This is a genomic window from Cytobacillus sp. T106 (genome assembly GCF_040492155.1).
Classification (GTDB): Bacteria; Bacillota; Bacilli; order Bacillales; family Cytobacillaceae; genus Bacillus_AB; species Bacillus_AB infantis.
In genome coordinates, this window is the sequence record NZ_JBEUMK010000011.1 from 77,175 (window position 1) to 102,973 (window position 25,799).

The window sequence follows — 25,799 nt, forward strand, 5'->3', positions numbered from 1 at the left end:
GTTATCTGCTTTTAATATGGCTTGGTTCTTAGGTTTTATTCTTCACAGTGAATGGGTTACTTGTAAAAAGGTGTGAGATATAATGATAATTATTTGTTTTTTTAAAAAATTTGAAACCCTCAGCTGCTTCACCTCGTCAAATCACGAATTTTAAACAAGGAGGTGGGTTTTGGTGTATATAGAAGGTGAGCAGGATTTTAATCCGGATTTGGCAAAGAATGAAAATTTGGAAGAAATATTAGAAGAAATCATGGTTACATACGGAACGGAGCTTGCAACGCTTGCTTTCTCTTATGTAAAGGATGCCGGGCTGGCCAAGGATATTGTACAGAATGTATTTATCAGCTGCAGCTCCAGCCTGCAAAAGTTTAAAGGGGAGTCTTCCCTGAAGACCTGGCTGTACCGGATCACCATTAACCAGTGCAAAGACCATTTAAAGAGTGCGTACTTCAAAAGGATACTTTTACCAGGTAAACAGGAGGACAACTCAACACCTCATGCGGACAGCCCTGAGGCAGCGTTACTCGAAAAAGACCATAAAAGGCAAATCAGGGATTGTATCATGTCTTTAAGCCCGAAATATAAAGAGGTCATTTTTCTATACTACTATCAGGAGTTTACAGTTGGAGAGGTCGCCTCCACTCTTCGTATATCAGAGAATACTGTCAAAACGAGACTGAAACGGGGAAGAGAAAAGCTCGGGGCGATATTTAGAAAGGAGGACATGCAATGGGACAGGATATAAAAAGCAAAGATCTTTTTAGTGAGGTGGAATTTACTGCAGAGGACAGACAGAAGGTGCAGGACTGTATAAAAAATAGTGAAAAACCACTTTTCTTTAAATGGCGGATCAAATCGATTGCAGCAGCTGCAGTTCTCCTCACTTTGGCAGGTTCCTTGGCTTTATTCGGATCAGGAACAAAGGCATTTGCTTTTTCAAACTTTCCTTTCTTTGATTCCATATTCAGCCTTTTTGGCGATGAAGGGCTCCAAAAGGCCTCAAAAGGCGGAAATGTATCGCTTTTATCTTTAGAAAAGCAGGAAGATGGGATTAAGATGAGCATAAAGGAAGCAGTTTACGATGGACGCAGACTCTCAATCAGTTATGTGATTGAATCAGAAAAGCCGATAAATAATTACTCATATAAACAAATCGATGCTTATATACCCCTTAATCATTCTGAAGAGGGTATCTCCAGAAATGGTGTAAGGGATGAACAGATTTCTGAAAACAAAGTGGCAGGCATCTCAACCTTTACGTACGATTATGATAAAGGCGAATTGCCGGATAAAATAAAGGTGGACTTTCTATATAAAGCTACAACAGACAAATCTTACAAATGGGAAAAGGACTTCTCGTTCCGGTTCCAGTTCCCTGTTGAAAAATCAGAGGATATTAAAACCATCCCTATGAATATGGTTAAACAGTGGGAAAACAAAGTACTAGAACTAAAGAGTATTAAGCTGAGCCCGCTGACTACATCGGTTAATCTCCGATATAAGGAGCCATATAACAATAGGGAGCCCTATCCGTCTCATACAATCAGGCTTATTGATGAAAATGGCAAAGTTTTAAGGAATTTAAACAATTGGACAATGGGAATGGGGACCCAGACAAAAGAAAACGGCCAATGGTACAGTGTGACTGAATACAAAGAGTTTTTCGAGCAAGTGGACAAAGGTTCGTCAACCGTAACCATACAGGTGATAAATGGGACTTCAAACAGGTTTAAAGAAGATACGCCTCTAAGTAGTACCCCGCTCTCAACTGAAGCAGCCTTCCAGATGGGAGAAATGGGCAGCATTGAAATAGAAGGGATTGAAAGGGCAGACCAAACACTCATAATTGCCTATAAATATAAAAGCTCCCTGGCGTTCCTGAATGATTTTCAGTTTATGCTTACAGATAAAAATGGGGAATTTTATCATGGCATTGAGAAGTCCCGGGAATATTTAGGAGGCGAAGCTTATCTTGTTGAAGAAGTGTTCCCGAATACGCCGGATGAAGGTCTTTTCATCAAATATTTTAATGAAAAGGCTCCCGAGCTCATAGAAGAATTCCAAATGGAAGTACCGATCAAATAATCCTTTCAGGAAAAGGATATCCCTTCTCCACTGTAGAAGTTAACTCCAACAAGAATATACAGGAGGCTGAGCAATGGAACAGGAATTCAAATCATTTCTCAACCATTATCTCCAGGTCTGGAGGAAATCCTCGCTCGAAGAAATGAAAGAGCTGATATCAAAGGATTATCAGGCAAGGGAAATCCGCGGGGATCAGATTGATGATTTTGGCTACGATGAGTCGGTCAAAGGCTGGGAGCAGGGATTTCGGTATGTAAAAGAGAATGAAGGGATCTGGGATTTGAAGGAGCTTGCTGTCATTCCGCTGAAGGAGGATGAAGTGATGGCGGTCTTGTCGGCCTCGATTATTATAAAGGGAGAACGGATCGGCACAGCCAATCTCTTTTTCGATACCTTCAAAAAAGACGGAGAAGGCAGCTGGAAGCAGGCCAGAAGCTATGTAGAAACAGGAATTTCCCCGGAAAGAATCGGCACCCTGCAGCTCCAGCAGCATATCTGAAAAGGACCATGCGCAGTGGTCCTTTTTCTTTGCTATCATACATATAACAGTAAATGGAACCGCAGGAGGTGAGCTTCATGATCAATCTGGATTTTACAGGTAACGCAGTAGAATGGGCAGCCACCATATTGGCATATGCAGCTGTTGTGATTGCCGCAATCGTTTTATATAAAAAGCAGGATGAAAAGCCCAAGGTATTAAAAATCATCCTCATTATGTTTATTGGACTCTTTTCTTTTTCAATTAACTGGCAAAGTGACGGCCTGCCTATCCGGCTGCCGATACTGCCTCTCGGGGTATGGATTCTCTATTTTTTCTCCAGGGGCAAAGAAGGGAGATGGGCAAAGTACCGGCGGTTTGCCTGGCTGGGGTTTGCCGCCAATTTTGCTTTGCTTGCGGCTTCACTTGCAGCGGCTATGTTTTACCATGGGGTCTATGACACAAAGGATCCTGCCGTCTATTTGGCCAGTGTTGAGAATGCAGAAGTGGTCCTGCTGCACCCTTCAGCAGAACGGACAGTTCTCCGCCAGGGAGCACTGCTGGAGACAGGAACATGGACCAGGGGAAATTTTGATAGTGAAGAATGGTACAGGGAAATAACGATGGACGACAATCATGATGAAAGATTTCCTTACCTTCTTTCCGGGACAGAGCCTAAATGGGGAAGCGGCCTGGAGTCAGTCATTTATATTGAAAAGGATGGGAAGGGCGTCTTGATCTCAGAGCCTGATGCTCAGATGTATTACCGGTCTGAAAAGCCGCTGATTGAACCCTATGCCAGATAAAAAGAATCTTAGCAGGCCTCTCCGCATTGTCCGTTCATCCATTATGCTATAAAATCAGAAGCAGAAGGATAATGGGGTGAGCCATGTGAACTATAAACGGATTAAACCGCGTAAAATATATGAAGAAATTGCTGAGGCGCTAATGGATATGATCAAGTCAGGAGAGCTGAAGCCGGGAGATAAGCTTGCTTCGGTCCAGCAGCTGGCGGAAAACTTCCAGGTCGGCAGGTCTGCCGTCCGGGAGGCCTTGAGCGCTTTGCGTGCCATGGGACTTGTGGAAATGCACCAGGGCGAAGGAACTTATATCAGGGAATTTGAATCCAATATGCTGACACTTCCAGTATATACAGCCATGCTGATGAAAAAGACAGATGTTAAAAATCTTCTGGAGGTGCGGAGGATCCTTGAGGTCGGCGCCGTCAGTGCTGCTGCAGAAAGGCGTACGGTAGAGCAGCTGGCTGAAATTGAATCAGCGCTTGAGCAGATGAAAAAGGCCAGCGATGAAGAGCTTGGGGAAGAAGCGGATTTTCAGTTTCATATGGCGATTGCCAAGGCGTCGCAAAATGATCTGCTGATCAGCCTGATGAATAATGTTTCGGAAATGATGGTAACCACCATGCGTGAGACAAGGAGAATCTGGCTGTATTCTACCGAAAAAGCTTTAGGCCGCCTCACACTCGAGCACCAGAGCATCTATGAAAGCATCCGGGACCAGGATGGGCCCCGCGCCCAGCAGCTGATGCTTGACCACCTGCACAGTGTGGAAGAGGTCCTGATGAAATATATGAACGAAATGGAAGAGTGAGAGCCTGCATCCGAGGGGGATGCAGGCTTATTTATTTTTTATGATTCTTTGCTCGGTATTTAGGAATCCATTAAAACCGAAAAGCGGGACTCCCTGCAAAAGTTAATATCTGAAAATTTCCTATTGTAATGTGAAAGCGTTTTACTTATACTGTTTAATAGAATAAAGTCATCTGATGACCTGTTAACATGATGAATGAATATGCTATTAAAAAGGAGAGAAAAACCATGAGTATTGGAATGCTCGCTCTCATTGCTACCATACCGATTGTTTCGGTATTTGTTTTTTTAGTCATATTGAGATGGCCAGCGAATAAGGCGATGCCTTTATCGCTGATCGTAACCGTCCTGATGGCCATGGCTGTGTGGAAGGTGCCTGGCGCCCAGATCGGGGCTGCTGCTGTCAAAGGCCTGGCGACCGCCCTTGAAGTAGGGGTGATTGTCTTTGGAGCAATCCTGCTTCTTAACACCTTGAAAGAAAGCGGTGCCATCTTTACGATACGTAAAGGCTTTATGAGCATCTCGCCTGACAGGCGCGTCCAGACGATCATCGTCTGCTGGCTGTTCGGTTCCTTCCTGGAAGGTGCCGCAGGATGGGGAGCCCCGGCGACAATTGTCGGTCCGCTTCTTGTGGCAATCGGATTCCCCGCGATGGGAGCTGTCATGGTTGCCCTGATCCTGCAGTCAACGCCGGTATCATATGGAGCCGTCGGTACACCGATCCTGATCGGCGTCAATACCGGACTGAAGGATTCGCCGCTTGTCCAAAGCTATGTTGCTGAACAAGGAACAACGATGGAGGCATACATAAACGGTATCGGCGGCCAGGTTGCCCTGATTCACGGAGTGATCGGGATATTCATCCCTCTCTTTATGGTTACGATGCTGACTTATTTCTTTGGAAAAAATAAATCGATTGCAGAAGGGCTTGCCATCTGGAAGTTTGCTATTTTCGCAGGACTCGCATTCACGGTGCCTTACGCGCTTGTGGCCAATCTCCTTGGACCGGAATTCCCGTCCATGATCGGCGGTTTGATAGGACTTGCCATTGTGGTGCCGGCAGCAAGGAAGGGATTCCTTGTTCCGAAAAAGTCCTGGGATTTCGATTCAGCAGACAACTGGGATCCTGCCTGGACGGGAACCCTCCAGGTTGATAAAGAAGATGCTGCGAAAAAGCCTGTCTCTTTCCTGGCAGCCTGGATGCCTTACATCCTTGTTGCGGTACTGCTGGTGCTGACAAGACTGAAGACACTCCCGTTTGCCGGGTGGATCCAGTCCTGGGTCATCAGCCTTGAGAATGTATTCGGGACAGTCATCACAGTTGAATCCAAGCCGCTGAATATTCCCGGTGTGGTATTCATTGCTGTATCGCTGATCTCCATCCTTATTTACAGGATGAATATGAAAGCATACGGCCGGGCGGTCAAAGATTCTTTCAAAACCGTTGTCAGTGCCATGGCAGCCCTTATTTTCGCAGTGCCGATGGTGCAGGTATTCATCAATTCCGGCGTCAACGCAGCTGACTATACCAGCATGCCGCTCGCACTCGCTGAGGGCATATCAGAGGTATTCGGCTCCTACTGGCCGCTTGCAGCACCGACGATTGGAGCGATCGGCGCATTTGCGGCCGGAAGCAATACAATCAGCAATATGATGTTTTCGCTCTTCCAGTTCGGGGTGGCAGACAATATCATGGCAGCACCTGCCACAATTGTTGCCCTGCAGGCAGTCGGCGGAGCTGCCGGCAATATGATCTGTGTGCATAATGTTGTGGCTGCGTCCTCTTCTGCAGGCCTGATCGGAAAAGAAGGAAATTTGATCAGAAAAACACTGATCCCGATGACCTTCTATGTCATTTTTGCCGGGGGGATCGGCTATACAGCCATCAATGGCTTCGGCTTGAATGCAGGGACAGCCATCCTCGCGCTTGCCGCCGGCTTCATCCTCGTGATGCTGTACAAAGGGGAAAAACAGAACCGTACGGAAAGCAGGCAGCTGAAAAAAACAGCTTGATAATCGGCAGGTTCCTATAAGGGGCCTGTCTTTTTCTTAGGAAAGTATTTTAGTGTACTAAAGTCATCTGATGACCTGTTGACTATAAACGTATAAAGATTTAAACTATATAGTATCAAAAGTAAAAAAAGTGAATCAGCTTTCAAAAGAAGTGAAAGCGATAACAAGGAAAAGGTGAAATCGATGAAAGTATCATTATTTGTTACCTGCCTGATCGATATATTCCAGACGGAAGCGGGAAAAGATACCGTGGAGCTGCTCGAAAGGCTCGGCTGTGAAGTCGATTTCCCGGAGCGTCAGACATGCTGCGGACAGCCTGCTTACAACAGCGGCTATGTGGAAAAAGCGAAAGAATCGATGAAACATATGATAAAAGTTTTTGAGCATGCAGATTATGTGGTATCTCCTTCGGGATCATGCAGCACGATGTTCAAAGAATATCCCCATATTTTCAAAGGGGACCCGAAATGGGAAGAGAGGGCCCAGCGTTTGGCTGATAAAACGTTTGAACTGACGCAGTTCATTGTTGATGTGCTCGGCGTTGAAGATGTCGGTGCCAGGCTTGATGGGAAGGCAACCTATCATACTTCCTGCCATATGACGAGGCTGCTCGGAGTGAAGGAAGCGCCGATGAAGCTGCTGGGCAATGTGAAGGGGCTTGAGATGAGGCCGCTTCAGAACAGCTATGACTGCTGCGGCTTTGGAGGCACTTTTTCGGTAAAAATGACACCGATTTCAGAGCAGATGGTCGATGAAAAAGTCATGCATATTGAAGAATCAGAGGCTGATATTTTAATAGGCGGTGATTGCGGCTGCCTGATGAATATCGGCGGGCGGATCGAGAGGCACGGAAAGCAGATCAAAGTAATGCACATAGCATCCGTCCTAAACAGCAGGTAAAAGTGCAGAGAAAGAGGGGGAATAAAAATGGCAATGAAGATTGGGGATAAGCCCTTCAAGGAACGGGTAGCCGGCGGCATCAATGATACGTTTATGCGTGGAGCCGTTTCCTCTGCACAGGGGCGCTTCCGCACAGGGCGCCTGAATGCAGCGGAAGAGCTTGGGAACTGGGAGGACTGGCGCCAGCTTGGCGAAGAAATCCGCTCCCATACAATAGAAAATCTTGACTACTATCTGGAGCAGCTGAGCGAAAATGTGGCAAAGCGCGGCGGCCATGTCTTTTTTGCGGAAACGGCGGAAGAAGCGAATGACTATATCACGAATGTTGTAAAACGGAAAAAAGGAAAAAAGGTCGTTAAGTCCAAATCAATGGTCACAGAAGAAATCAACATGAACGAGGCGCTTGAAAAGGCCGGCTGCGAAGTCATTGAAACCGACCTTGGGGAGTGGATCCTGCAGGTCGATGACCATGATCCTCCTTCCCATATCGTCACGCCCGCACTTCATAAAAACAAAGAACAAATCCGCGATGTGTTCAAAGCGAAGCTGGGCTATGACAAAACGGAAAAGCCGGAAGAGCTTGCCTTGTTTGCACGGGAAAAGCTTCGCAAGGAATTCCTGGAGGCAGACATCGGCATCACAGGCTGCAATTTTGCCATTGCAGAGTCCGGCACGGTTTCTCTTGTGACGAATGAAGGAAATGCCCGGATGGTTACGGCGATCCCGAAGACGCAGATCACCGTTATGGGCATGGAGAGGATTGTACCGACCTGGGAAGAAATGGAGGTCCTGGTCAGCCTTTTGACAAGGGCGGCAGTCGGGCAGAAGCTGACAAGCTATGTCACCGGCCTGACCGGACCCAAGCAGGAGGGCGATGTTGACGGACCGGAGGAATTCCACCTGGTCATCGTCGACAATGGGCGCTCGAAGATATTGGGGACGGCCTTCCAGTCAATCCTGCACTGCATCCGCTGTGCAGCCTGCATCAATGTTTGCCCGGTCTACCGCCATGTAGGCGGACATTCCTACGGCTCCATCTATCCGGGACCGGTCGGGGCTGTCCTGTCGCCATTATTGGGCGGCTACGATGAATTTAAAGAACTTCCTTATGCTTCAACCTTATGCGCGGCGTGCACAGAGGCATGCCCGGTAAAGATTCCGCTTCACGAGCACCTGCTGCGCCATCGCCAGGAAATTGTCGAGAAAGAGGGCAGGGCTCCTGCCTTTGAGAATCTTTCCATGAAGGCCTTCAGCATGGGTACTGCTTCACCGGCCATGTACAATATCGGTTCAAAGCTGGCACCGGCGGCACTTGGCGTCTTTTCAAAGGATGAGAAAATTTCCAAAGGACCCGGCCCGCTGAAAAATTGGACAGATATCCGCGAATTCCCGGCACCTAAGAAAGACCGGTTCAGGGACTGGTTCAAAAAGAGAGAAAAAGAGGGTGACAAATAATGCCTGCAGGACAAATCCAAAACCGCTCATCTTTCCTGGATAACCTGGCGAAGAATCTTGGACGGGAACGGCGCAATCATGTTGAAAAGCCGGTCTGGAAGCATAATCCGCAGTGGGAGGTCCTAAAGGGCTTTTCACAGGATGAGCTTGCCGAAGTCCTCATCAAGCAATGTGAAATCATCCATACAGAAGTGCATCGGACAGTAACAGCCGACCTTCCTTTTCTGATAACAGAACTGATAAAGGAAACAGGCGGAAAATCAGTCGTCACATGGGATGACCCCCGTTTTGAAGAATGCGGGCTCGGCAGCATGCAAAGCACCCTTAAAACGGACGGAATCGGTCTGCATGTATGGGATCCCGAAGCCGGGGAAGAAAACCTCGCCATTTCAGCAACCGCCGATATCGGGATCACCTTCAGTGACACAACCCTGGCAGAATCCGGAACCGTTGTCCTATTCAGCGGCCAAGGAAAAGGGCGGTCCGTCAGCCTGCTTCCGGCCATCTACTTTGCCATCATCCCAAAAAGCACCATCGTCCCAAGAATGACCCAGGCAGCCAAAGCCATCCACGAAATGGCAGCCAAAGGAGAAGAAGTCCCATCCTGCATCAACTTCATCTCCGGCCCAAGCAACAGCGCCGACATCGAAATGAACCTAATCGTCGGCGTCCATGGCCCAGTCAAAGCTGTTTATTTGGTAGTGGATGACTTATAAGGAAAGCTGACGAAATAAAGCTGTTCAGTAATAAAAGGCTCCCAAAATCAAGTTATAAGCAGACTAAAAGTTATTTAAGCTGCATAACATTTCAGCCAAGGCTTACCATATAAATTCCGAAAACCTGCTGATTGGAGTGGAAGCACGCAGACTCCTGCGGGAGATAGCGGCAAGGCTGAGACCCCCCAAGAGCTTGCTCTGAGGAGGCTCAGCGCTGTCCCGCGGAAAGCGAAGTGCCTGAAACGGAAATCAGCAGCCCCCATTAGCAAGAGAAAAAGAGTCTATGAGTTGAATCAGATTGAAAAAAGGGTATAACCACCCAAAAGAGTTATTTGTGTTAAACAACTTTTCAATGGAAACCATGCCAAAAAATTTCGAAGACCTGTTGATTGGAGTGGAAGGCACGCAGACTCCTGTGGGAGATAGCGGCAAGGCTGAGACCCCGCAAGAGCTTGCTCTGAGGAGGCTCAGCGTCGCCCCGCGGAAAGCGAAGTGCCTGCAACGCAAATCAACAGCCCCCATTAACAAGTGAAAAAAGTCTAAAAGCTGCTCCAAATTGGATCAGCTTTTTTCTATGTTTCTAAACAACACTCCTTAATGGCGCCTCCGCTTTTCTCTCTTTATTTTCAAATCCCCTTCCAGTATCCTTAAAAAAGAAGAGAAAATTAAACAGGCAATCTGAAATAAACGAGGGATCCCTATGAAACAAATACACGGCGACATCATCCAGTTCCGCGGCACCCACTATGACTTCGGCTATATGCAGGGAGAAAAAATCAAAAACTCCCTTTCCGTAAAAAACCGCGAGGAACAATGGAAAGTAAGAAAACCGCGCTTCATCATCGATGAAAAAGAAGCAAAGGATGCAATCAAAAAATTCGCCCCCGGCACTTGGGACGAACTGCTCGGCCTCCAGGAAGCACTGGAATGGCCGATGCAGAAAGTCCTCCAGGAGTTCGGCGGCTATCGCGTCGATTATAACCGATCCGGCTGCTCCATCTTGACAGGCAGCAGCTATCTGATCCGCAACTACGACTATCATCCCAAAACCTATGAAGGCCGCTACACCCTTTTCCAGCCAACTGACCAGGGCTATGCCATCATCGGGCCCAGCCAGCGGGTCACAGGGCGGATGGATGGAATGAACGAAAAAGGCCTGGTGGTAGGCTATAACTTCATGAACCGGAAAAAACCGGGCGACGGCTTTATCTGCTGCATGATCGGGAGGCTGCTTCTTGAATCATGCGCAGATGCCGATGAAGCTGTAAGCATGCTCAAGGAGATTCCGCACCGCCATTCTTTCACCTATGTTGTATATGACCGAAGCGGGAAATCCTTTGCGGTGGAAACTTCCCCGCGCCGTGTGGAGATCCGGCAGACGAATGCCTGCACCAACCATTTTGAAATTATGAAAGATGAAAACCGCCACCATTTGGCAGACTCACTCCGCAGGCTTGCTGTTATCAAAGAAGCAGGCGTGGAAATGACCGAAGCGATGGAGGCGTTCAGACTCCTGAATGATACAGATAAAGGCGTTTTTTCTGATTTATACAGCAGCTGGGCCGGCACCATCCACACATCAGGTTATTTGCCTCAGGAAGGTAAAGCCTGGTTTGCCCTGGGCGGCGACCGGAGCCCGGTTGAATTTGACTTTGACAGATGGCTGCAGGGAGAAGATATTGATATGAAAAGGATCACAGGTGAAGTGAATACCATCATCCCCTTCCTGCATATGGATGATCATGCAAACTGGTTCAGCAAATAAACGTTGCCGGAGGTATGGATATGAATAAGAAAAGGCTGTTCCTGCTGTCCGGTCTTATTATTACAATAACAGTCGGCATCGGACTTTATTGGCTTTATTTTTCCAAACCGGACGGACTGCCTGATGACAAGAAGCTCATAGATTATATGAACCGCTATCATTCCGACATGCAGGCCAGTGATATCAAGGCAATCATCCCAGCCGATGAAGAGCATGTTTTTGTTCCTTTTGTGAGGAAAGGCGGAGAATATGGCGCCAGCTTTTGGACATGGAGAAAGCGCGATTGGGAGCTTGATTATATCAGCTCTGCCGGGGAGCCGAAGATTTGGCGGATCGACCCGGATGACCCATCTTCATTCCGGATAGCCTGGAGCTTTTCGCCTGACAGCGGCTTAGAAAAGATTCGCTACTATTTAATGAGAGACAGGGACTTTTTTGTTTCAGGGGGAAAAGAGACTTATTTGCCAAAGGTGCAGATGGAGCATGAAACCATGCTTGATGAAGGCAGCTATGGGATGATGGAGCTGCCGGAAGAGTGGAAGTCCGTCGCGGGTTCGTTGGCGGATTCTGCCAAGAAGAGCCAGCCTGATTGGTTCTCTTTTCCTGTGCTCGGCATCCATTTTGGCTGGATTGGCTACGATGAAAATGGAAAAACCTTTATTCCGGATGTGGGTGACAGCTTTGGTACTGGCGGTTCAAATATAGATTATATGCAGATGCTTGGGGAGAATGACATTGAACAGCCAGGGAGGAAAGAATGAAAGAACAGGATTATGATAGACTTCTTCATATTAAAACAGAGGGCGGACAGCAGGGGTTTAACCGGTCCTTCCATTATCACCGATATGAAGCGACGCCTTATTCCGCGCTGGACATTTTATTTCAGGATTACAAGCTGGCGGGCACTGACAGGCTTGTTGATTTCGGCTGCGGGAAGGGCCGGCTTGTCTTTTACAGCCACTATCTGTTCCAGGCTTCCGGCACAGGTGTTGAAATGAATGAAGATTTATATGAAGAAGCTCTTCGAAACGCAGAAACTTATGTGAAAAAAAGCAGAAAAAGCAGGGGGATGCTCCAATTTGAATGCAGCCTTGCAGAGGAATACAGCATTAAGGCTGAGGAGAATTGCTTTTACTTCTTCAACCCCTTTTCCATCCAGGTGTTCAGGAACATCATTGCGAATATCCTTTTGTCTGTGGAAGAGCACCCGCGCACTGCAGATATTGTGCTGTATTACCCTTCAGAGGATTATATTTTTTTCCTTGAAAATTATACAAGCTTTGAGCTGGAAAAAGAGGTTGAGCTTCCTGAAAGCAGCCATGATCATAATGAAAGGTTTTTGATCTACAGGCTAAAAGTATAAAAGCGCTTTCATTAATTGTCCTGAATATATAGAAATGAATGGAAATGGCAGATATAATGGTTTCAAGATAAATAGTAAATGGGGTAGGAGAATGAAACAGAAAAAGAAAAGGATCCTCCTGATTAGCGGCAGTGTCATCGTGCTTCTCGCTGCGGTTCTGATAGGAGCAGGAAACTATTTTTATAATGTAGCAATCAATCGGAGCAATGAGGCCTTAAAGCTTCATGGCGGCAGCGAATCGAGGGCAGCCAGTGCAATGGCTGCCGAGGAAGAAGCTGCCAAGCTTGCTGAAGTGATGGAGTGGACGGAAAAACAGGACTTCAAGACTGTTGAAATCACTTCGGACGACGGGCTGAAGCTAAAGGCAGCTTTCCTGAAGAACCCGGATTCCAATGGCAGGGCAGTCATCCTGGCTCATGGATATAAAGGCAGCAGCGAACAGATGCCGGGCGTTACGAAATTTTACTATGAGCAGGGGTTTGACGTCCTGAAGCCGGATGCCAGGGGCCATGGCTTAAGCGAAGGGAATTATATCGGCTATGGCTGGCATGAACGGAAGGACTATGTGAAGTGGGCCAGCAGGCTGATAAAAGAGGAAGGGGCAACTGATATTTTTCTGCACGGCTTTTCCATGGGGGCAGCGACCGTCCTGATGGCAAGCGGGGAAAAGCTTCCGCCGGAAGTGAAAGGGATCATTGAGGATTCAGGCTACACAAACGTTCATGAAGAGCTATCCCACCAGCTGAAATATCTGTACCATCTGCCTTCATTCCCTCTCATGCAAGTGACGAGCGCTGTGACGAAGGTAAGGGCAGGCTATACGTTCAGCGAAGCTTCGGCAGTTGAACAGGTGAAAAAGAATAAGCTTCCGCTCTTCATCATCCACGGTGACCAGGACGAACTGGTCCCGACCGAAATGGCAGACCGGATTTATGATGCGGCGACAAGCGAGAAGGAAATCTGGATTGTGCCGGGGGCCGGTCATACAGAGGCTTATACAATCGCTGAAGAAGAATACCAGAAGCGCTTGACGGCTTTTATTAAAAAAGTGCAAAATAAGTAAGGCAGAATTGGAAATTTGATTGAATATTTACAATTTTGTGAACTATAATAGATGCAGGCATGGACTTTTTTCGTTTATTTTATAAAATATCACGAAGAGGAGGACCGTTCTGCATTACAAATTAGACAAACAAGTTTTTCATCCAGGGGGGAATAAAAATGGTCATGAAGTACTTACAGAGAATGGGCCGCTCTTTAATGCTGCCTGTAGCCGTGCTGCCGGTGGCTGCGATTTTGATGGGGATTGGTTACGCTATTGATCACGATGGCTGGGGTGCAGGCAACGCAGCTGCAGCATTCCTGATTAAAGCAGGGGGTTCCATTCTTGATAATATTCCAGTACTGTTCGCAGTCGGAATTGCCTTGGGGATGGCTAAGGAAAAAGATGGTTCCTCAGCTATTTCCGGATTGGTCGCCTACCTCGTTGTGACAACGCTGCTGGCAACTGACACGGTTGCGATGCTGCAGGGTGTAGATGCAGCTGATGTTAACCCGGCATTTGGAAAGATTGAGAATGCTTTTGTCGGTATCTTATCAGGAATTGTAGCGTCGATTATGTATAACCGCTTTGCCAAGGTGAAGCTTCCGGATGCCCTGGCATTCTTCAGCGGAAAGCGGCTGGTGCCGATCATGTCAGCTGTAACGATGCTGGCTGTGGCCGCAATCCTGTTCTTTGTCTGGCCGCTCATCTATTCCGGACTGGTATCCTTCGGGACAGCGATAAGCAAGATGGGCTTTGTGGGCGCGGGCCTTTACGGGTTCTTTAACAGGCTCCTGATCCCAACAGGCCTTCACCATGCTTTGAACTCTGTGTTCTGGTTCGATACTGTCGGAATCAATGATATCGGAAAGTTCTGGGCAAGCGAGGGGACTAAAGGGGTAACTGGCATGTATCAGGCAGGCTTCTTCCCTGTCATGATGTTCGGCCTTCCGGCTGCTGCCCTGGCCATGTACCATACGGCGAAATCAAAGCAGAAGAAAATGGCGGCATCCTTGCTGCTTGCTGCAGGGTTTGCTTCTTTCTTTACAGGAGTGACTGAGCCGCTCGAGTTCTCATTCATGTTCATTGCGCCTGCTCTTTATGTTGTGCATGCTGCATTAACGGGAATCTCGCTTGCTGTTGCGGCCTTCTTCCAGTGGACAGCCGGCTTCGGCTTCAGCGCGGGACTGATTGACTTTGCACTGAGCTTGAGCATCCCTATTGCCAACCAGCCCTGGATGCTGCTGGTTCAGGGGCTCGTATTTGCAGTCCTGTATTATGTGCTGTTCAGATTCCTGATCACCAAGTTTAACCTATCCACTCCTGGCCGGGTTGAAATGACTGAGGGAGCTGAAGGCGGAGAAGTATCTGCCCCAGCGGCAGGAAGTGAAAAATTCGCCATCATGGCTGCTAAAATCTATGACGGCCTCGGCGGAGATGCGAACGTTACATCTGTAGACAACTGTGTGACCCGCCTTCGCATTGAAGTGAAGGACATGGAGCAGGTCGACCAGAAAAAGATTAAAGATACCGGGGTTCCGGGAATCAATATTGTCGGTCCTACAAGCATTCAGGTCATCGTTGGCACATCAGTGCAATTTGTAGCCGATGAAATAGAAAAGATCAGGAAATAACATTGAAAAAGCCGGGCGATGCCTGGCTTTTTCTTCTTTTCTCTTTATATATGGAAAGGGGAGGGGATGGTATGAAGGAAAAAAAGCATAGAAAAAGAAGGCAAAAAGGGAGCATGCATCCTTTTATTGTCTTTACTCTTCTTATGATAGCTGCTGCCATGATTTCTCTGTGGGCCAATGAAGGCTACAGCAGCATGGGAGAAGGGTAGATAGCACTGATTCGCCGGAATTTTTCAGGAGGGCTGTTCCCCTGACCGCTTTCTAGTAAGCTATGGAATTCCGGTCAAAAGAAGCGGGATAGCGCCTAAGGACAGACAGAGGTTCTTTTCTCAATATGGCCATCCAGGAAAGGACTCAGACGTTGACCGTCATGCTGTGCTGCTGAGAGTTTTGGAGAATTGACGATCAGCTTAAGCATGGCAGAGCTGGGCCCCAACTCTATTATGAGTGTTGTGGTCCATAGACTGTGCAGGACACGCCGCGAATTAGCTATCTCTAAACAGAGTCCATCACATTTCATCCCTTGATACCTCAAGTAAAATGGTTCATAATCACAAATAGAAGAAAGGCGTTTATTAAGAGGGGGGCGGATGGTGCTGAAGGATACTTTACGGCAGATTGAATATGAAATTGCGATGCTTGTGAGGCTGACGACTGCCCACAGTCCGAAGCTGGGGAGCCTTGACCGGTCGGAGTATCTGCTGCTGAGTGAGATTTCTGCGCATGAGCCCCTGGCAATCAATGCACTGGCAGAAAAGCTGATGCTGAATCTCTCTACAGCGAGCAGGCAGATCGCCGTTCTCGAAGGAAAAGCTTATATTGAACGTTTTCCGGATGAACATAACGGCCGGATCAGCCTGGTCCAGCTGACAGATAAAGGACGGGCGGTGCTTCAGAAGGTGAAAGAAGCGCGCCAGTCTGTTTATGGGGAAATCTTGAAAGACTGGTCACCGGACGAGCTGTCAGGGCTGGAAGCCAGCCTGACAAGGCTTAATAAAGATTTCAAACTATGGGGAAAATAATACGGATGAGGAGAGAGCCGCCAAGGCTCTTTTTTTGTTGGAAATTACCTGTTGCAGAATCACTGTAAAGTTGTATAATACAATATATTGTCTGTAAGTTGTATAATGCAACTTGTAAAAAGAAATATAAGTTTTGAAAGGAGGATCTGCTGTTGAGTCAACCTGTCAATATTTCCGGCTCTGATTCGAAAAAGATGGCCATTCCGCCATATTTGGCCATATCCATTCTGACCATCTTTTCTATCGGGCCGCAGTACTTTTTAAATTTATCTTATATTCTCAATCAGGGGATCATTCAAAACGGCCTGAACCTTGGTTCGAATGATCTGCTGCTGCCGTCCACATTATCCAATCTTGCATTTGCGTTCGGTGTGCCGCTAGGTCCGGTGCTGGCAAGGAAGATCGGCCTTAAGAGGAACTATCTGACCTTTGTGCTGGTTTTCCTGCTTGGCTCTGTACTGGACGCGCTGTCACTGGGCATTACAACATTGACCGCCGGCCGGATCATACAGGGAATCAGCGCCGGCATCCTTTTCCTGACGATTTTGCCGGTCAGCCTGACTTCTTTTCCGAACAAAATCCGCAATACCTTCCTGCTGATGGCGATTGGGGGACTATTCGGGTCGAGTGCTGTCGGGGCATTCTTTGGAAGCATTTCGCTCTCATCAGGCATGTGGCGCTGGCTGTTTATCCTGAACATCGTTTCAAGCATTTTATGCCTTGTAATGGGAAGTATCTTTCTTCCATCAGCACAGGATGAGAAAAAACATAAGGAGCCGCCTGCGGATAAAAAAGGGATTTTCCTGTTAGGGTTATTTATCCTAAGCCTCGCCTATCCCCTTTGCAATCTGATGGAAGAGGGCTTCTCATCGATCAGGATCTGGCCGCTGCTGGTTCTCGCCGCCATCATCATGCTCCTCTTTATCTATATTGATTTAAAATCGGAGAATCCGCTGGTTCCGTTTGGCTCTCTCAAGGCAGCCAAGCCGGTGTCAGGCACAATCATGGCAGTCGCGTCCCATATTTCACTCATTTTTGCCCTTGCCGGGATCAATGGGTTTCTCCGGAATAATAAAGATTTGCCATTTGAGTATCTATCGCATTTTTATTTCTGGTTTTTCATCGGGATATTGATCACAGCTATCCTGAAAACTTTATTATATGACAGGCTTGGAGCAGGCATTCTGGGGACAATCGGTTCACTGGCTGTCATTTACGTCAGCTGGAGATGGATGAACATCACTCCTGATATCTCCCTTCATGCTCTCTATTTCCAAATCGCCTGCCTTGGGGCAGGGGTCAGCATGGTGCTGGTGGCAGGAGCACTTGGGACGGCCCTGGCCGGGGACATCCATAAAGCCTCCAAGCGGTCAGTCACCCTGCATTCGATCAGGAATTTTGCCGGGGCAGTGGCTGCTCCGTTGCTCGGCTGGTTCATATACAGGCAGAATGCGTATCATTATGAAGCAGTCAGGAACCACGCAAGTAAATATGACCCGGAAGTACAGGCGGAAATGGCCAGGATGACAAGGCATCTGATGGAAAGCGGATTGCCATTGGCCAAGGCGAAGAGCATGGCATTCTATGAATTGGTCGTTAATGCGAAAAAGTCGGCCATCCTTACGGCATACCATGACCTGTTTACGATCATGCTGGGAATCGGCGTCATCATGCTGCTGGCTTCCATCGGCAAGATTGCGACAGGGAAAGGGCGCTCGCTTGTCCAAAAGCAAAAAAGAATTCTTCTGCCCGCTCCGGACAGCCGGCAGGCACATAAATAATAGAGGTTACCTGAGAGGAGAAAGATGAATGAGTAAAGGACGTTTAATCCTGACAAATATTATTGGCATCCTGGTTGTGTTCGCATTGATTGCAGCAGGTGCTTATTACTATTACCAGAATGAAAACTATGTAACGACGGATGATGCAGTGGTATCAGCCGATATGATGCAGGTAACGGCACCGGCATCAGGGATGCTTGCAGAATGGAAGCTGGAAGAGGGGAAAAGTGTCTCCGAGAATGCAAGCGTCGGAAAAGTAGCGGCAGGAGAAACTTCTGTTCCTGTCAGCAGCTATATGAACGGCACGGTCATCCAGAATCAAGCCTATCCTCATCAGATGGTCCAGGCGGGACAGGCGCTGGCAGTTGCTGCAGACATGGAGCATCTTTATATTACGGCCAATATTAAGGAAAAAGACTTGAAGGAGATTGAAGTGGGAGACAGTGTTGAAATCAAGGTTGATGGAGATGGGAACACATTATTTGATGGAGAAGTAGAGGAAATCGGCTTTGCCACCAATTCATTATTTTCTGTGCTGCCCCAGCAAAGCTCCAATGGCAGCTACACCAAAGTGGCCCAAAAGGTCGCAGTGAAAATTTCCCTGAAAAATGCTTCAGACAAAGTGCTGCCGGGGATGAATGCGGAAGTGAAAATTTCGCTCTAAAAGAAGCGATTAAAGGAAAAATGCGGGGAGGAAAGGCAATTGAAGATATACGTGGTTTACGATAGCGAAGGCATGCATACGGAAGCCCTGGCCAGGTCCATTGCTGAAGGCGCCCGGACGATAGAGGGAGCAGAGGTATTGATTGATCATGTCAGCCAGGCAGATGTGTATAAACTCCCGGAAATGGATGCCATCATATGGGGATGCCCGGGCCATTTTGGAACCATCAGCTCAGGCTTGAAAGCGTGGATCGATAAGCTGGGCTATTTATGGGCGGAAGGAAAGCTGGTCAATAAAATCGGCGCGGTTTTCTGTACAACGGCAACCACTCACGGTGGCCTCGAGGCAACGATGCTCAATCTGATTACGCCCATGCTCCATCAAGGGATGATTATTGCCGGACTGCCTGCCAATATTCCGGCAAATGCCTTATACGGCTCTTATTATGGTGTCGGCATCACCTGCCCGATTGATTCAGACGAGAAGATATCAAATGAAGGGCTGGAACTCGGGAGAGCCCTCGGTGAACGGGTTTCACTTCTGGCCAGACGGCTTGATGCCGGCACAGACGGAGCTGGTCAGTAATGGCCGGCATCATATTTTGCCTTTTGGCTGCTTTAATCGTGGCTGCCATCCTGATTGCTGCCAATCTAAACTCTACACGCAGACATGGGCAGCTGGAGGAAAAAAAGAGTGCCAGCCAGGCAGTGCTCCAGGCTCCCGAGGAACATCCTGCTGAACCCGTTCAGGATGCAGGGGAAGCAGCAGGCACACCAATAAAGCCTGCTGCGGAAGATGCAGAACGGATGGAAGACCATGCATACCGGCAGGCCCTGCAATCTTTTATGAAGGAAAAAGAGAAAAAGCATGATTCCTCTGACAGCAGGATGGATGACCAGGCATTCCGCGGTGCCTTAAAATCACTGAACCAGAAAAAAGAAAAGTAAAGTTCAACCCGCATCTGGCAAAGGATGCGGGTTTGCCTGATTTTAAGGATTGCCGGCTGAAAGTTTTTATCTGCACATGAAATAAAGGCATTAAGGGGATTCTTTTTAATACCGAGCAATATATGTTGACTTTTTTTCACCAGTGAATTAATCTAAGTAACGTTGTTTGAATTAAACCGATAAAAATACTAGGAGATTGATGCACACATGAAGAAGTACGCACTAATTTTACTCACATTTGCATTAGCGATTTCCCTTGCTGCATGCGGAAGCAGCGGCGATGGAGACAAAGATACAGCGAAAGACCAGAGCCTGTATGACCAGATCAAGGAAAAAGGCGAAATCACTATCGGGACTGAAGGAACCTATGCCCCGTTCACCTACCATGATAAAGAAGGAAAGCTGACCGGCTTTGACATTGAAATTGCAGAAGAAGTGTTCAAGCGCCTTGATATCAAGCCTGTGTTTGTTGAGACTAAATGGGACGGCATGATTGCCGGACTTGATGCAAAACGCTACGACCTGGTTGCGAATGAAGTAGCCGTCCGTGAAGACCGCCTTGAAAAATACGATATGTCAGATCCATATATCGTTTCTAAAGCGGTGCTGATCGTTCATGAAAATAATGATGAAATCAAGACGCTTGATGATTTGGACGGCAAAAAGGTCGGGCAGTCACTGGACTCAAACTACCGTAAAATTGCTGAAGAGCATGGGGCTACGAACACGGTGGTAGAAGGCTTCAATCAATCAATAGATCTGATAACATCAGGCAGGATCGATGCGACACTCAACGACAGCCTATCTTATCTTGACCTTAAGAAGCAGCGTCCTGAACTTCCTGTAAAAACAGTTTATGAAGAAGAGAATGCAACTAGCAATGCCTTCCTTTTCCGCAAAGGCAGCGATGATCTTGTCGAAGCAGTGAACGGAGCTCTTGCAGAAATGAAGGAAGACGGAACATACCTGGAAATTTCAAAAAAATGGTTCAACACAGACGTATCGAAATAAAGGATCTGATATAGATGTTTGATGAACGCGCAGAACGAATTATAGGAATCCTCGCTGATTCCTTTTTTCCTATTTTAAAAGCCGGGATCTATTTTACGATCCCCCTCACACTGATTACATTTGCCCTCGGCTTGATTCTTGCGTTTTTTGTGGCCCTTGCCCGATTGTCCAGCATCAAGCCGCTTGTCGCACTGGCCAGGTTTTATGTTTGGATCTTCAGGGGAACCCCGCTGCTGGTCCAGATTTTCATCCTGTTTTTTGGACTTCCAAGCGTAGGCATCACACTGAATCCGTTCCCGGCAGCTGTGATTGCTTTTACCTTGAACAAGGGTGCATACAGCTCTGAAATCATCCGGGCGGCAATTCTTTCCATCCCTAAGGGGCAATGGGAAGCGGCTTCTTCTGTCGGGATGACCAGGAGCCAGGCCATGAGGCGCATCATCGTTCCCCAGGCAGTCAGAGTCTCACTCCCTCCGCTCGGGAATTCTTTTATCAGCCTGGTAAAAGATACTTCCCTGGCAGCGACCATCACGGTTACCGAGATGTTCCAAAAGGGGCAGCAGATTGCGGCAGCCACCTATGAACCGCTGTGGCTGTACATCGAGGTTGCTTTTATTTATCTGATTTTCAGCACAGTCCTGTCTTATTTCCAGAACAAGCTTGAAGACCGTTTTGGAAGAAGCGTCGCAAAATAATGGAGGTGCCTGAATGATAAAGATTGAAAACCTGTATAAGAAATTCGGCGAACTGGAAGTACTGAAAGGGATCGACCTGTCCATCCCGACCGGGAAAACGGCCGTTATCATCGGCCCTTCAGGATCCGGGAAGACAACACTTCTCAGATGCATGAATCTGCTCGAAACTCCTGATGCCGGTAAGATCGAGCTTGGAAACAAAACGCTCCAGTTTGGGGATTCTGCGAAAATTAAAACGGCGGAAATGGTAGCCTTCCGCAAGCAGACCGGCATGGTATTCCAGAATTATAATCTCTTCCCGCACTTGACCGCGGTTGAAAATGTAATGGAAGGCCAGATGGTCGTCTTGAAGCGCTCGAAAGAGGAAGCGCGGAAAAAAGCGCTGGGCCTCCTCGAAAAGGTGGGGCTCAAAGATCGTGCCGATAATTACCCGCACCAGCTGTCCGGCGGCCAGCAGCAGCGGGTCGGCATTGCCCGGGCAATGGCGATGGATCCGCAGGTGCTGCTCTTTGATGAACCGACATCAGCTCTTGACCCGGAACTGGTAGGAGAAGTGCTGAAGGTTATGAAGGATCTGGCCAAAGAAGACATCACAATGGTCATTGTTACGCATGAAATGAGCTTTGCCCGCGATGCGGCCGATGAAGTCATCTTTATGGACGGGGGCGTCGTTGTCGAGAGGGGAACACCAGAGGACGTATTTGAAAAATCACAAAACAAACGGACACAGCAGTTCCTGAACAAAGTGACTGCCCGATAAAGTAGAGGCCCTGCACAGATGCAGGGCCTTTGTTTATAGAGTTTTGCATCACTACAGCAGATATATCTTTTTACTATGAAAAATGGTAGATTTAAACTCAGAAAAGGAAGGGGGCAGGTGTTATCAGGAAAATAAAACAGATTTTATTCGTCACAGCCGGCTTTCTGGCTCTTGGCCTTGGCATCCTTGGCATCATCCTTCCCATCGTTCCAACCACCCCGCTGCTTCTGCTGGCTTCATTCTGCTTTATGAAAGGATCCAAAAGGTTTGAAGTCTGGTTCAAGCAGACAGGGATCTACAAAAAGCACTTAGAAAGCTTTGTGAAAAATAAGTCGATGACACTGAAGCAAAAATTCACGATCCTGCTGTTTGCTGACGCCATGATCATCATTGCATTCTTCTTGACGGATCTCACAGCAGTCAGGATTATGCTGGTAATCATTGTTCTGTATAAATACTATTATTTCTTCTATAAAATAAAAACCTTGCCGGATTAAGGCAAGGTTTTAGCATTTTATCCTGTTTCTCCTCAATAGGCTGACCGTCTTACCAAAGACCAGGCTTGACGACCATGAACCAGAGCATGGCGGATAGAAGGATGATGTAAATCCAGACAGTGCGGTTAAGCTGAGCCGCTGCTTTTTCCTTATCGGTCCCTTCTTCCCGGAATTTCCGCAGCTTCGGCGTGAAAGCGCGCGCCAGGAAAAAGAGAGAGAGAAACAGGATGATCAAGGTCATGACAACCCAGGAGGTGCCCCATGTCCATGGTCCGGCTGCGATCAAAATCACGCCGGATCCTACGAGGACGTGACCGGAGTGCTTGGAGAGCCTGACAACGGACCGGAAAGTATCCATATAAGCTTCAAGCTCGGCACCGGCGGCAGTCTTCAGCTTCTTCACAATCGGGAAGAGGATGAAGAATGGCCCGATTGACATAATCGCACTAAGTACATGTATGTATATAACAGCCCGGTAGATTAAATCCATTGAGTCTTACGCTTCAGCCGGTTTGAATTCGTGGACCCATACCTTCATATGCGGAAGCCAAGGCATTCCTTTATGATACGAAAGGATTGTCTGCTTATAATCCTCGACAGAGCCGAAGCCTTCCTGGCGGGCATGTTCGTCGGTAAGCTCACCGAGAGTCTGGCTGTAAACGGAAGTCACGATGAATTCTTTATCCTTGAGCACCATGATTTCCCCGATATCAGCATACCTGCCATTCCTTCTCGTAGCTGTCTTTTCTCCTTTTAGTACCTTCTCGATATCCGCCGGTACCGTAACGAGTCTTTCAATGCTGCATGTTTTAGCTGGCAATCCACTATCTTGGTGTGTCATATGATTCCCCTTTCAGTTTTGTGCCCTTTAACTTTACCACATTTCACTCGGTGCGGTGAGGGCAATTCAGCTGTCAGAAGAAAAATACGGTCCCCGCATACAATACGGCAGTAATACCGGCGGCAATCAAAGCAGGCTTCAGCTTATAGCGGGCATATTCAATGACAGACAAATTCAGGATCCGGGCGATCGTATTCGTATCGTCGCTCAGCGGGGAGGCAAATGCACCAAAGGTCCCGCTGGCAAAGACAGCGCCGATGACGAGCGGAAGATAGATCCCTGAAGCAGCAGCCATTGAAATCCCGAGCGGCATCAGGATGCCCCAGGTGCCCCATGCCGACCCGATGAAATATGAGATGGCTGCTCCGAATAAAAAGAGCAGCGGCACAACGATGGATGGAGGAATCCAGCTCGAATATCGGGTGACAAACGCGGAAAAGCCCAGCGCCTCTGTTACGGACGACAGCCCCCAGACAACCGCGAGCAGGACGATGACTGACATAAGGTCATTCCCGCCGATCACGAAGCTGTTCAAAAGATCGGACGTCTTCGTCTTTTGGAACCGGAAAAACAAAAATGTAAATAAAACAGTAAATACAAGGGCAATCAGCATAGCATCCATCACATCCGCTTTAATGAAGGCAGCGGCAAAGCCCCCTGCCTTCTTATAGCCGTCCCACCATGTGAATATTAAAGTCAGAACAACAACAAGCGCAAGCGGTACCAACAGATTCCACGGCTTTTCCGGCAAGTCTCTCCCAACAGCCGGGTCGCAAGTATGCCAGTCATCTTCATCATCGCCGGATTTTCCGATCTTTTCAGGATTGCTGTCCTGCGTTGACTTTGAATGATGGAAGAAGCTCAAATAAATGCCGAGAAGAATCATCACAAATGAAAAGAAATTAAAAGGGATGCTCCTCAGGAACAGATCATAAGGATCGGCATCTATGTTCTCATTGCTGACAGCAATATCGACAATGGAGGTCATATAGCCGACAAAGGCTGTAGCGATCGGTATCAGGACAATAATGGGAGTTGCTGTGGTCTCGATAACAAAGCCAAGCTCCTGTGTCGACATTTTCACTTTTTTCAAAAGTGCCCGCATGATCGGCGCAATCGTGACGAACCGGAAGCTGGGGGCCGAAAAGGTCCCAACCGTGGAAAGGTAAGTGAGAAGGAGTGCCTGCCTTTTATTTTGGATCCTGACTGACGCCTCCTCAACAAACCCCCTGATGCCTCCGGAAATCTTGATCATGCCGACAAGGCCGGAAAAAGCATAAAGAAAAAGGATGATCTTAATATTATTTTCATCTATGAGCCCTTTAACAAGAAAACGGATGAGCGTCTCCAAGCCTCCTGCCAGTGTCGGCTGAAGAAGGAAGGATCCGGCGAGAAGGCCGGCAAAAAGGCCTGGAAGGACCTGTTTGGTTTTTATGGCAATGGGTATCGCAATCAGAAATGGAAGGATAGAAAACCAGTCAGTCTGCACAATCATTCACCCTGTCTTTTGTCATAGTGTTAGATTGCCGAGGTTGGGAAAAAATTATTCCGATTGTGGGCAAGGTTTCCTATATGAACTTCCATTGACATATAACCATAAGGTGTTATATTTTAAAAGTGTAACCAAAAGGTTGTATATTTGTCGGAAAAGGAGAATCATTATGGCAAAAGCAGATGATATTGTCAAGGTCATCACCATTGAAGCACCAATTGAGAAAGTATGGTCAAAGGTAGCCTCTTCAGAAGGAATCGCGGAATGGTTCATGCCGAATGATTTCAAGCCTGAACTGGGCTGTGAATTTCATCTTCAGTCACATTTTGGGCCTTCTCCATGCAAGGTGACCGAGCTTGATCCGCCTTACAGGCTTTCTTTTCTCTGGGACAATGATGGATGGACTGTTTCGTTCCTGTTAAAAGAGAAGGGCGGGAAAACAGAGTTCACTCTTATCCATGCCGGCTGGAAGGAAACCGGTGAAATCCTGCCAAAGGCCCGCGAGGCGAGCGGCGTTGTCAGGGAGCGCATGAGCGGCGGCTGGTCAGGCATTGTAGAAAAATTGAAGAAAGCTGTGGAGTCATAATGTCCGCCCCGGCACAAAAATACGATGTTTTCCAGGCTGTGGCTGATCCGACGCGCCGCGAAGTCTTAAGGCTGGTTGCAGAGAAGGAGCGTCCTGTATCAGAAATTGCCGGCCATTTTTCCATTAGCAGAACTGCAGTGGCCAAGCATCTCCATATCCTTTCAGAAGCGAAGCTGATCAAGGGGCGAAAGGCGGGGAGGGAGAAGCTTTACACCCTCCAGCCCGAATCCCTCGCTGAATTGAGGGAATGGCTCGCTTATTTCGACCGGTTCTGGGATAACCGGTTATCGGTGCTCAAGCATCTCATTGAAAATGATAAAAGCACTTATCTGGAGCACAATGAAAAGGAAGAATAGAATGAAATGAAGCAGGCCATTCAGACTGGCCTGTTTTTGAAATTTTCCCAACCTATTTTATGATGTGCTCACCCTCAAAATATAGT

Annotated in this window: 29 protein-coding genes; 26 read left to right on the plus strand and 3 right to left on the minus strand. The window is 47.7% G+C overall.

Annotation, left to right across the window (positions count from 1 at the left end; all coding sequences use genetic code 11):
* Positions 1-172 precede the first annotated feature (172 nt).
* The 24 genes from ABU165_RS18340 to ABU165_RS18455 all read left to right on the plus strand — a co-directional run bounded on the left by ABU165_RS18340 (position 173) and on the right by ABU165_RS18455 (position 22,438).
* Positions 173-745: a sigma-70 family RNA polymerase sigma factor gene (locus ABU165_RS18340; protein WP_318060776.1), complete on the plus strand. Its 573-nt coding sequence runs from the start codon at positions 173-175 to the stop codon at positions 743-745.
* Positions 730-2,085, plus strand: a complete 1,356-nt coding sequence (locus tag ABU165_RS18345) for a DUF4179 domain-containing protein (RefSeq protein WP_318060747.1) — start codon at positions 730-732, stop codon at positions 2,083-2,085. Before ABU165_RS18340 ends, ABU165_RS18345 begins: the two co-directional genes overlap by 16 nt.
* A 73-nt stretch (positions 2,086-2,158) precedes the next feature.
* Positions 2,159-2,584, plus strand: coding sequence for a flavoprotein (locus ABU165_RS18350; RefSeq protein WP_318060746.1), 426 nt, complete (start codon positions 2,159-2,161; stop codon positions 2,582-2,584).
* 77 nt (positions 2,585-2,661) lie between these two features.
* Complete coding sequence (locus ABU165_RS18355) at positions 2,662-3,369, plus strand: hypothetical protein (RefSeq protein ID WP_318060745.1); 708 nt, start codon at positions 2,662-2,664, stop codon at positions 3,367-3,369.
* An 85-nt stretch (positions 3,370-3,454) separates the two neighbouring features.
* On the plus strand, positions 3,455-4,174 hold the full coding sequence (locus tag ABU165_RS18360; RefSeq protein WP_101551757.1) for a FadR/GntR family transcriptional regulator: 720 nt from the start codon (positions 3,455-3,457) through the stop codon (positions 4,172-4,174).
* A gap of 227 nt (positions 4,175-4,401) precedes the next feature.
* The gene (locus tag ABU165_RS18365; protein ID WP_187445534.1) at positions 4,402-6,186 is read left to right on the plus strand and encodes an L-lactate permease; all 1,785 of its coding nucleotides are present in this window, start codon (positions 4,402-4,404) and stop codon (positions 6,184-6,186) included.
* Positions 6,187-6,369: 183 nt separating this feature from the next.
* Positions 6,370-7,086, plus strand: coding sequence for a (Fe-S)-binding protein (locus ABU165_RS18370; protein ID WP_009791805.1), 717 nt, complete (start codon positions 6,370-6,372; stop codon positions 7,084-7,086).
* 27 nt (positions 7,087-7,113) lie between these two features.
* Positions 7,114-8,541 carry a LutB/LldF family L-lactate oxidation iron-sulfur protein gene (locus ABU165_RS18375; protein ID WP_009791804.1) on the plus strand — a complete coding sequence of 476 codons (1,428 nt, stop codon included), beginning with the start codon at positions 7,114-7,116 and terminating at the stop codon, positions 8,539-8,541.
* Positions 8,541-9,257 carry a LutC/YkgG family protein gene (locus ABU165_RS18380; protein ID WP_318060744.1) on the plus strand — a complete coding sequence of 239 codons (717 nt, stop codon included), beginning with the start codon at positions 8,541-8,543 and terminating at the stop codon, positions 9,255-9,257. The genes ABU165_RS18375 and ABU165_RS18380 overlap by 1 nt, the downstream gene beginning before the upstream one ends.
* A 700-nt stretch (positions 9,258-9,957) precedes the next feature.
* Positions 9,958-11,022 carry a C45 family peptidase gene (locus ABU165_RS18385; protein WP_318060743.1) on the plus strand — a complete coding sequence of 355 codons (1,065 nt, stop codon included), beginning with the start codon at positions 9,958-9,960 and terminating at the stop codon, positions 11,020-11,022.
* Between the two features lie 20 nt (positions 11,023-11,042).
* A complete protein-coding gene (locus tag ABU165_RS18390; RefSeq protein ID WP_318060742.1) occupies positions 11,043-11,783 on the plus strand; it encodes a hypothetical protein in 741 nt (246 codons plus the stop codon).
* Entirely contained in the window at positions 11,780-12,385 is a 606-nt protein-coding gene (locus ABU165_RS18395; protein ID WP_009791757.1) for a class I SAM-dependent methyltransferase, read from the plus strand. The genes ABU165_RS18390 and ABU165_RS18395 overlap by 4 nt, the downstream gene beginning before the upstream one ends.
* Before the next feature lie 91 nt (positions 12,386-12,476).
* Positions 12,477-13,448, plus strand: a complete 972-nt coding sequence (locus tag ABU165_RS18400) for an alpha/beta hydrolase (RefSeq protein WP_022543486.1) — start codon at positions 12,477-12,479, stop codon at positions 13,446-13,448.
* Between the two features lie 158 nt (positions 13,449-13,606).
* Complete coding sequence (gene nagE, locus ABU165_RS18405) at positions 13,607-15,061, plus strand: N-acetylglucosamine-specific PTS transporter subunit IIBC (protein WP_101551639.1); 1,455 nt, start codon at positions 13,607-13,609, stop codon at positions 15,059-15,061.
* A gap of 71 nt (positions 15,062-15,132) precedes the next feature.
* Positions 15,133-15,270: a hypothetical protein gene (locus tag ABU165_RS18410; protein WP_156916998.1), complete on the plus strand. Its 138-nt coding sequence runs from the start codon at positions 15,133-15,135 to the stop codon at positions 15,268-15,270.
* A gap of 381 nt (positions 15,271-15,651) precedes the next feature.
* Entirely contained in the window at positions 15,652-16,083 is a 432-nt protein-coding gene (locus ABU165_RS18415) for a MarR family winged helix-turn-helix transcriptional regulator (protein ID WP_318060741.1), read from the plus strand.
* Between the two features lie 152 nt (positions 16,084-16,235).
* Entirely contained in the window at positions 16,236-17,864 is a 1,629-nt protein-coding gene (locus ABU165_RS18420) for an MFS transporter (protein ID WP_318060740.1), read from the plus strand.
* A gap of 28 nt (positions 17,865-17,892) precedes the next feature.
* Complete coding sequence (locus ABU165_RS18425; protein WP_094769079.1) at positions 17,893-18,528, plus strand: efflux RND transporter periplasmic adaptor subunit; 636 nt, start codon at positions 17,893-17,895, stop codon at positions 18,526-18,528.
* A 39-nt stretch (positions 18,529-18,567) separates the two neighbouring features.
* Positions 18,568-19,113: an NAD(P)H-dependent oxidoreductase gene (locus ABU165_RS18430; RefSeq protein ID WP_318060739.1), complete on the plus strand. Its 546-nt coding sequence runs from the start codon at positions 18,568-18,570 to the stop codon at positions 19,111-19,113.
* Complete coding sequence (locus ABU165_RS18435) at positions 19,113-19,475, plus strand: hypothetical protein (RefSeq protein ID WP_148950946.1); 363 nt, start codon at positions 19,113-19,115, stop codon at positions 19,473-19,475. Before ABU165_RS18430 ends, ABU165_RS18435 begins: the two co-directional genes overlap by 1 nt.
* Before the next feature lie 207 nt (positions 19,476-19,682).
* Positions 19,683-20,486: an amino acid ABC transporter substrate-binding protein gene (locus tag ABU165_RS18440; protein ID WP_022543491.1), complete on the plus strand. Its 804-nt coding sequence runs from the start codon at positions 19,683-19,685 to the stop codon at positions 20,484-20,486.
* 14 nt (positions 20,487-20,500) lie between these two features.
* Positions 20,501-21,181 carry an amino acid ABC transporter permease gene (locus tag ABU165_RS18445; RefSeq protein WP_318060738.1) on the plus strand — a complete coding sequence of 227 codons (681 nt, stop codon included), beginning with the start codon at positions 20,501-20,503 and terminating at the stop codon, positions 21,179-21,181.
* A 13-nt stretch (positions 21,182-21,194) separates the two neighbouring features.
* The gene (locus tag ABU165_RS18450; protein WP_009791578.1) at positions 21,195-21,941 is read left to right on the plus strand and encodes an amino acid ABC transporter ATP-binding protein; all 747 of its coding nucleotides are present in this window, start codon (positions 21,195-21,197) and stop codon (positions 21,939-21,941) included.
* A 140-nt stretch (positions 21,942-22,081) separates the two neighbouring features.
* The gene (locus tag ABU165_RS18455) at positions 22,082-22,438 is read left to right on the plus strand and encodes a YbaN family protein (protein ID WP_224951433.1); all 357 of its coding nucleotides are present in this window, start codon (positions 22,082-22,084) and stop codon (positions 22,436-22,438) included.
* A gap of 49 nt (positions 22,439-22,487) precedes the next feature.
* Here the strand turns inward: ABU165_RS18455 and ABU165_RS18460 are convergent, their stop codons facing one another.
* From ABU165_RS18460 to ABU165_RS18470, 3 genes are all read right to left on the minus strand, one after another.
* On the minus strand, positions 22,488-22,928 hold the full coding sequence (locus tag ABU165_RS18460; protein WP_094769072.1) for a hypothetical protein: 441 nt from the start codon (positions 22,926-22,928) through the stop codon (positions 22,488-22,490).
* 6 nt (positions 22,929-22,934) lie between these two features.
* Entirely contained in the window at positions 22,935-23,279 is a 345-nt protein-coding gene (locus tag ABU165_RS18465) for an ASCH domain-containing protein (protein ID WP_022543494.1), read from the minus strand.
* 73 nt (positions 23,280-23,352) lie between these two features.
* Positions 23,353-24,768 (minus strand): Na+/H+ antiporter NhaC family protein, encoded by a 1,416-nt coding sequence (locus ABU165_RS18470; protein ID WP_318060737.1) that lies wholly within the window; start codon positions 24,766-24,768, stop codon positions 23,353-23,355.
* A 172-nt stretch (positions 24,769-24,940) separates the two neighbouring features.
* Here ABU165_RS18470 and ABU165_RS18475 point away from each other — a divergent pair, with 172 nt between their 5' ends.
* Complete coding sequence (locus ABU165_RS18475) at positions 24,941-25,357, plus strand: SRPBCC family protein (protein WP_318060736.1); 417 nt, start codon at positions 24,941-24,943, stop codon at positions 25,355-25,357.
* Complete coding sequence (locus tag ABU165_RS18480) at positions 25,357-25,713, plus strand: ArsR/SmtB family transcription factor (RefSeq protein WP_009791571.1); 357 nt, start codon at positions 25,357-25,359, stop codon at positions 25,711-25,713. The genes ABU165_RS18475 and ABU165_RS18480 overlap by 1 nt, the downstream gene beginning before the upstream one ends.
* The last annotated feature ends 86 nt before the right edge of the window (positions 25,714-25,799 follow it).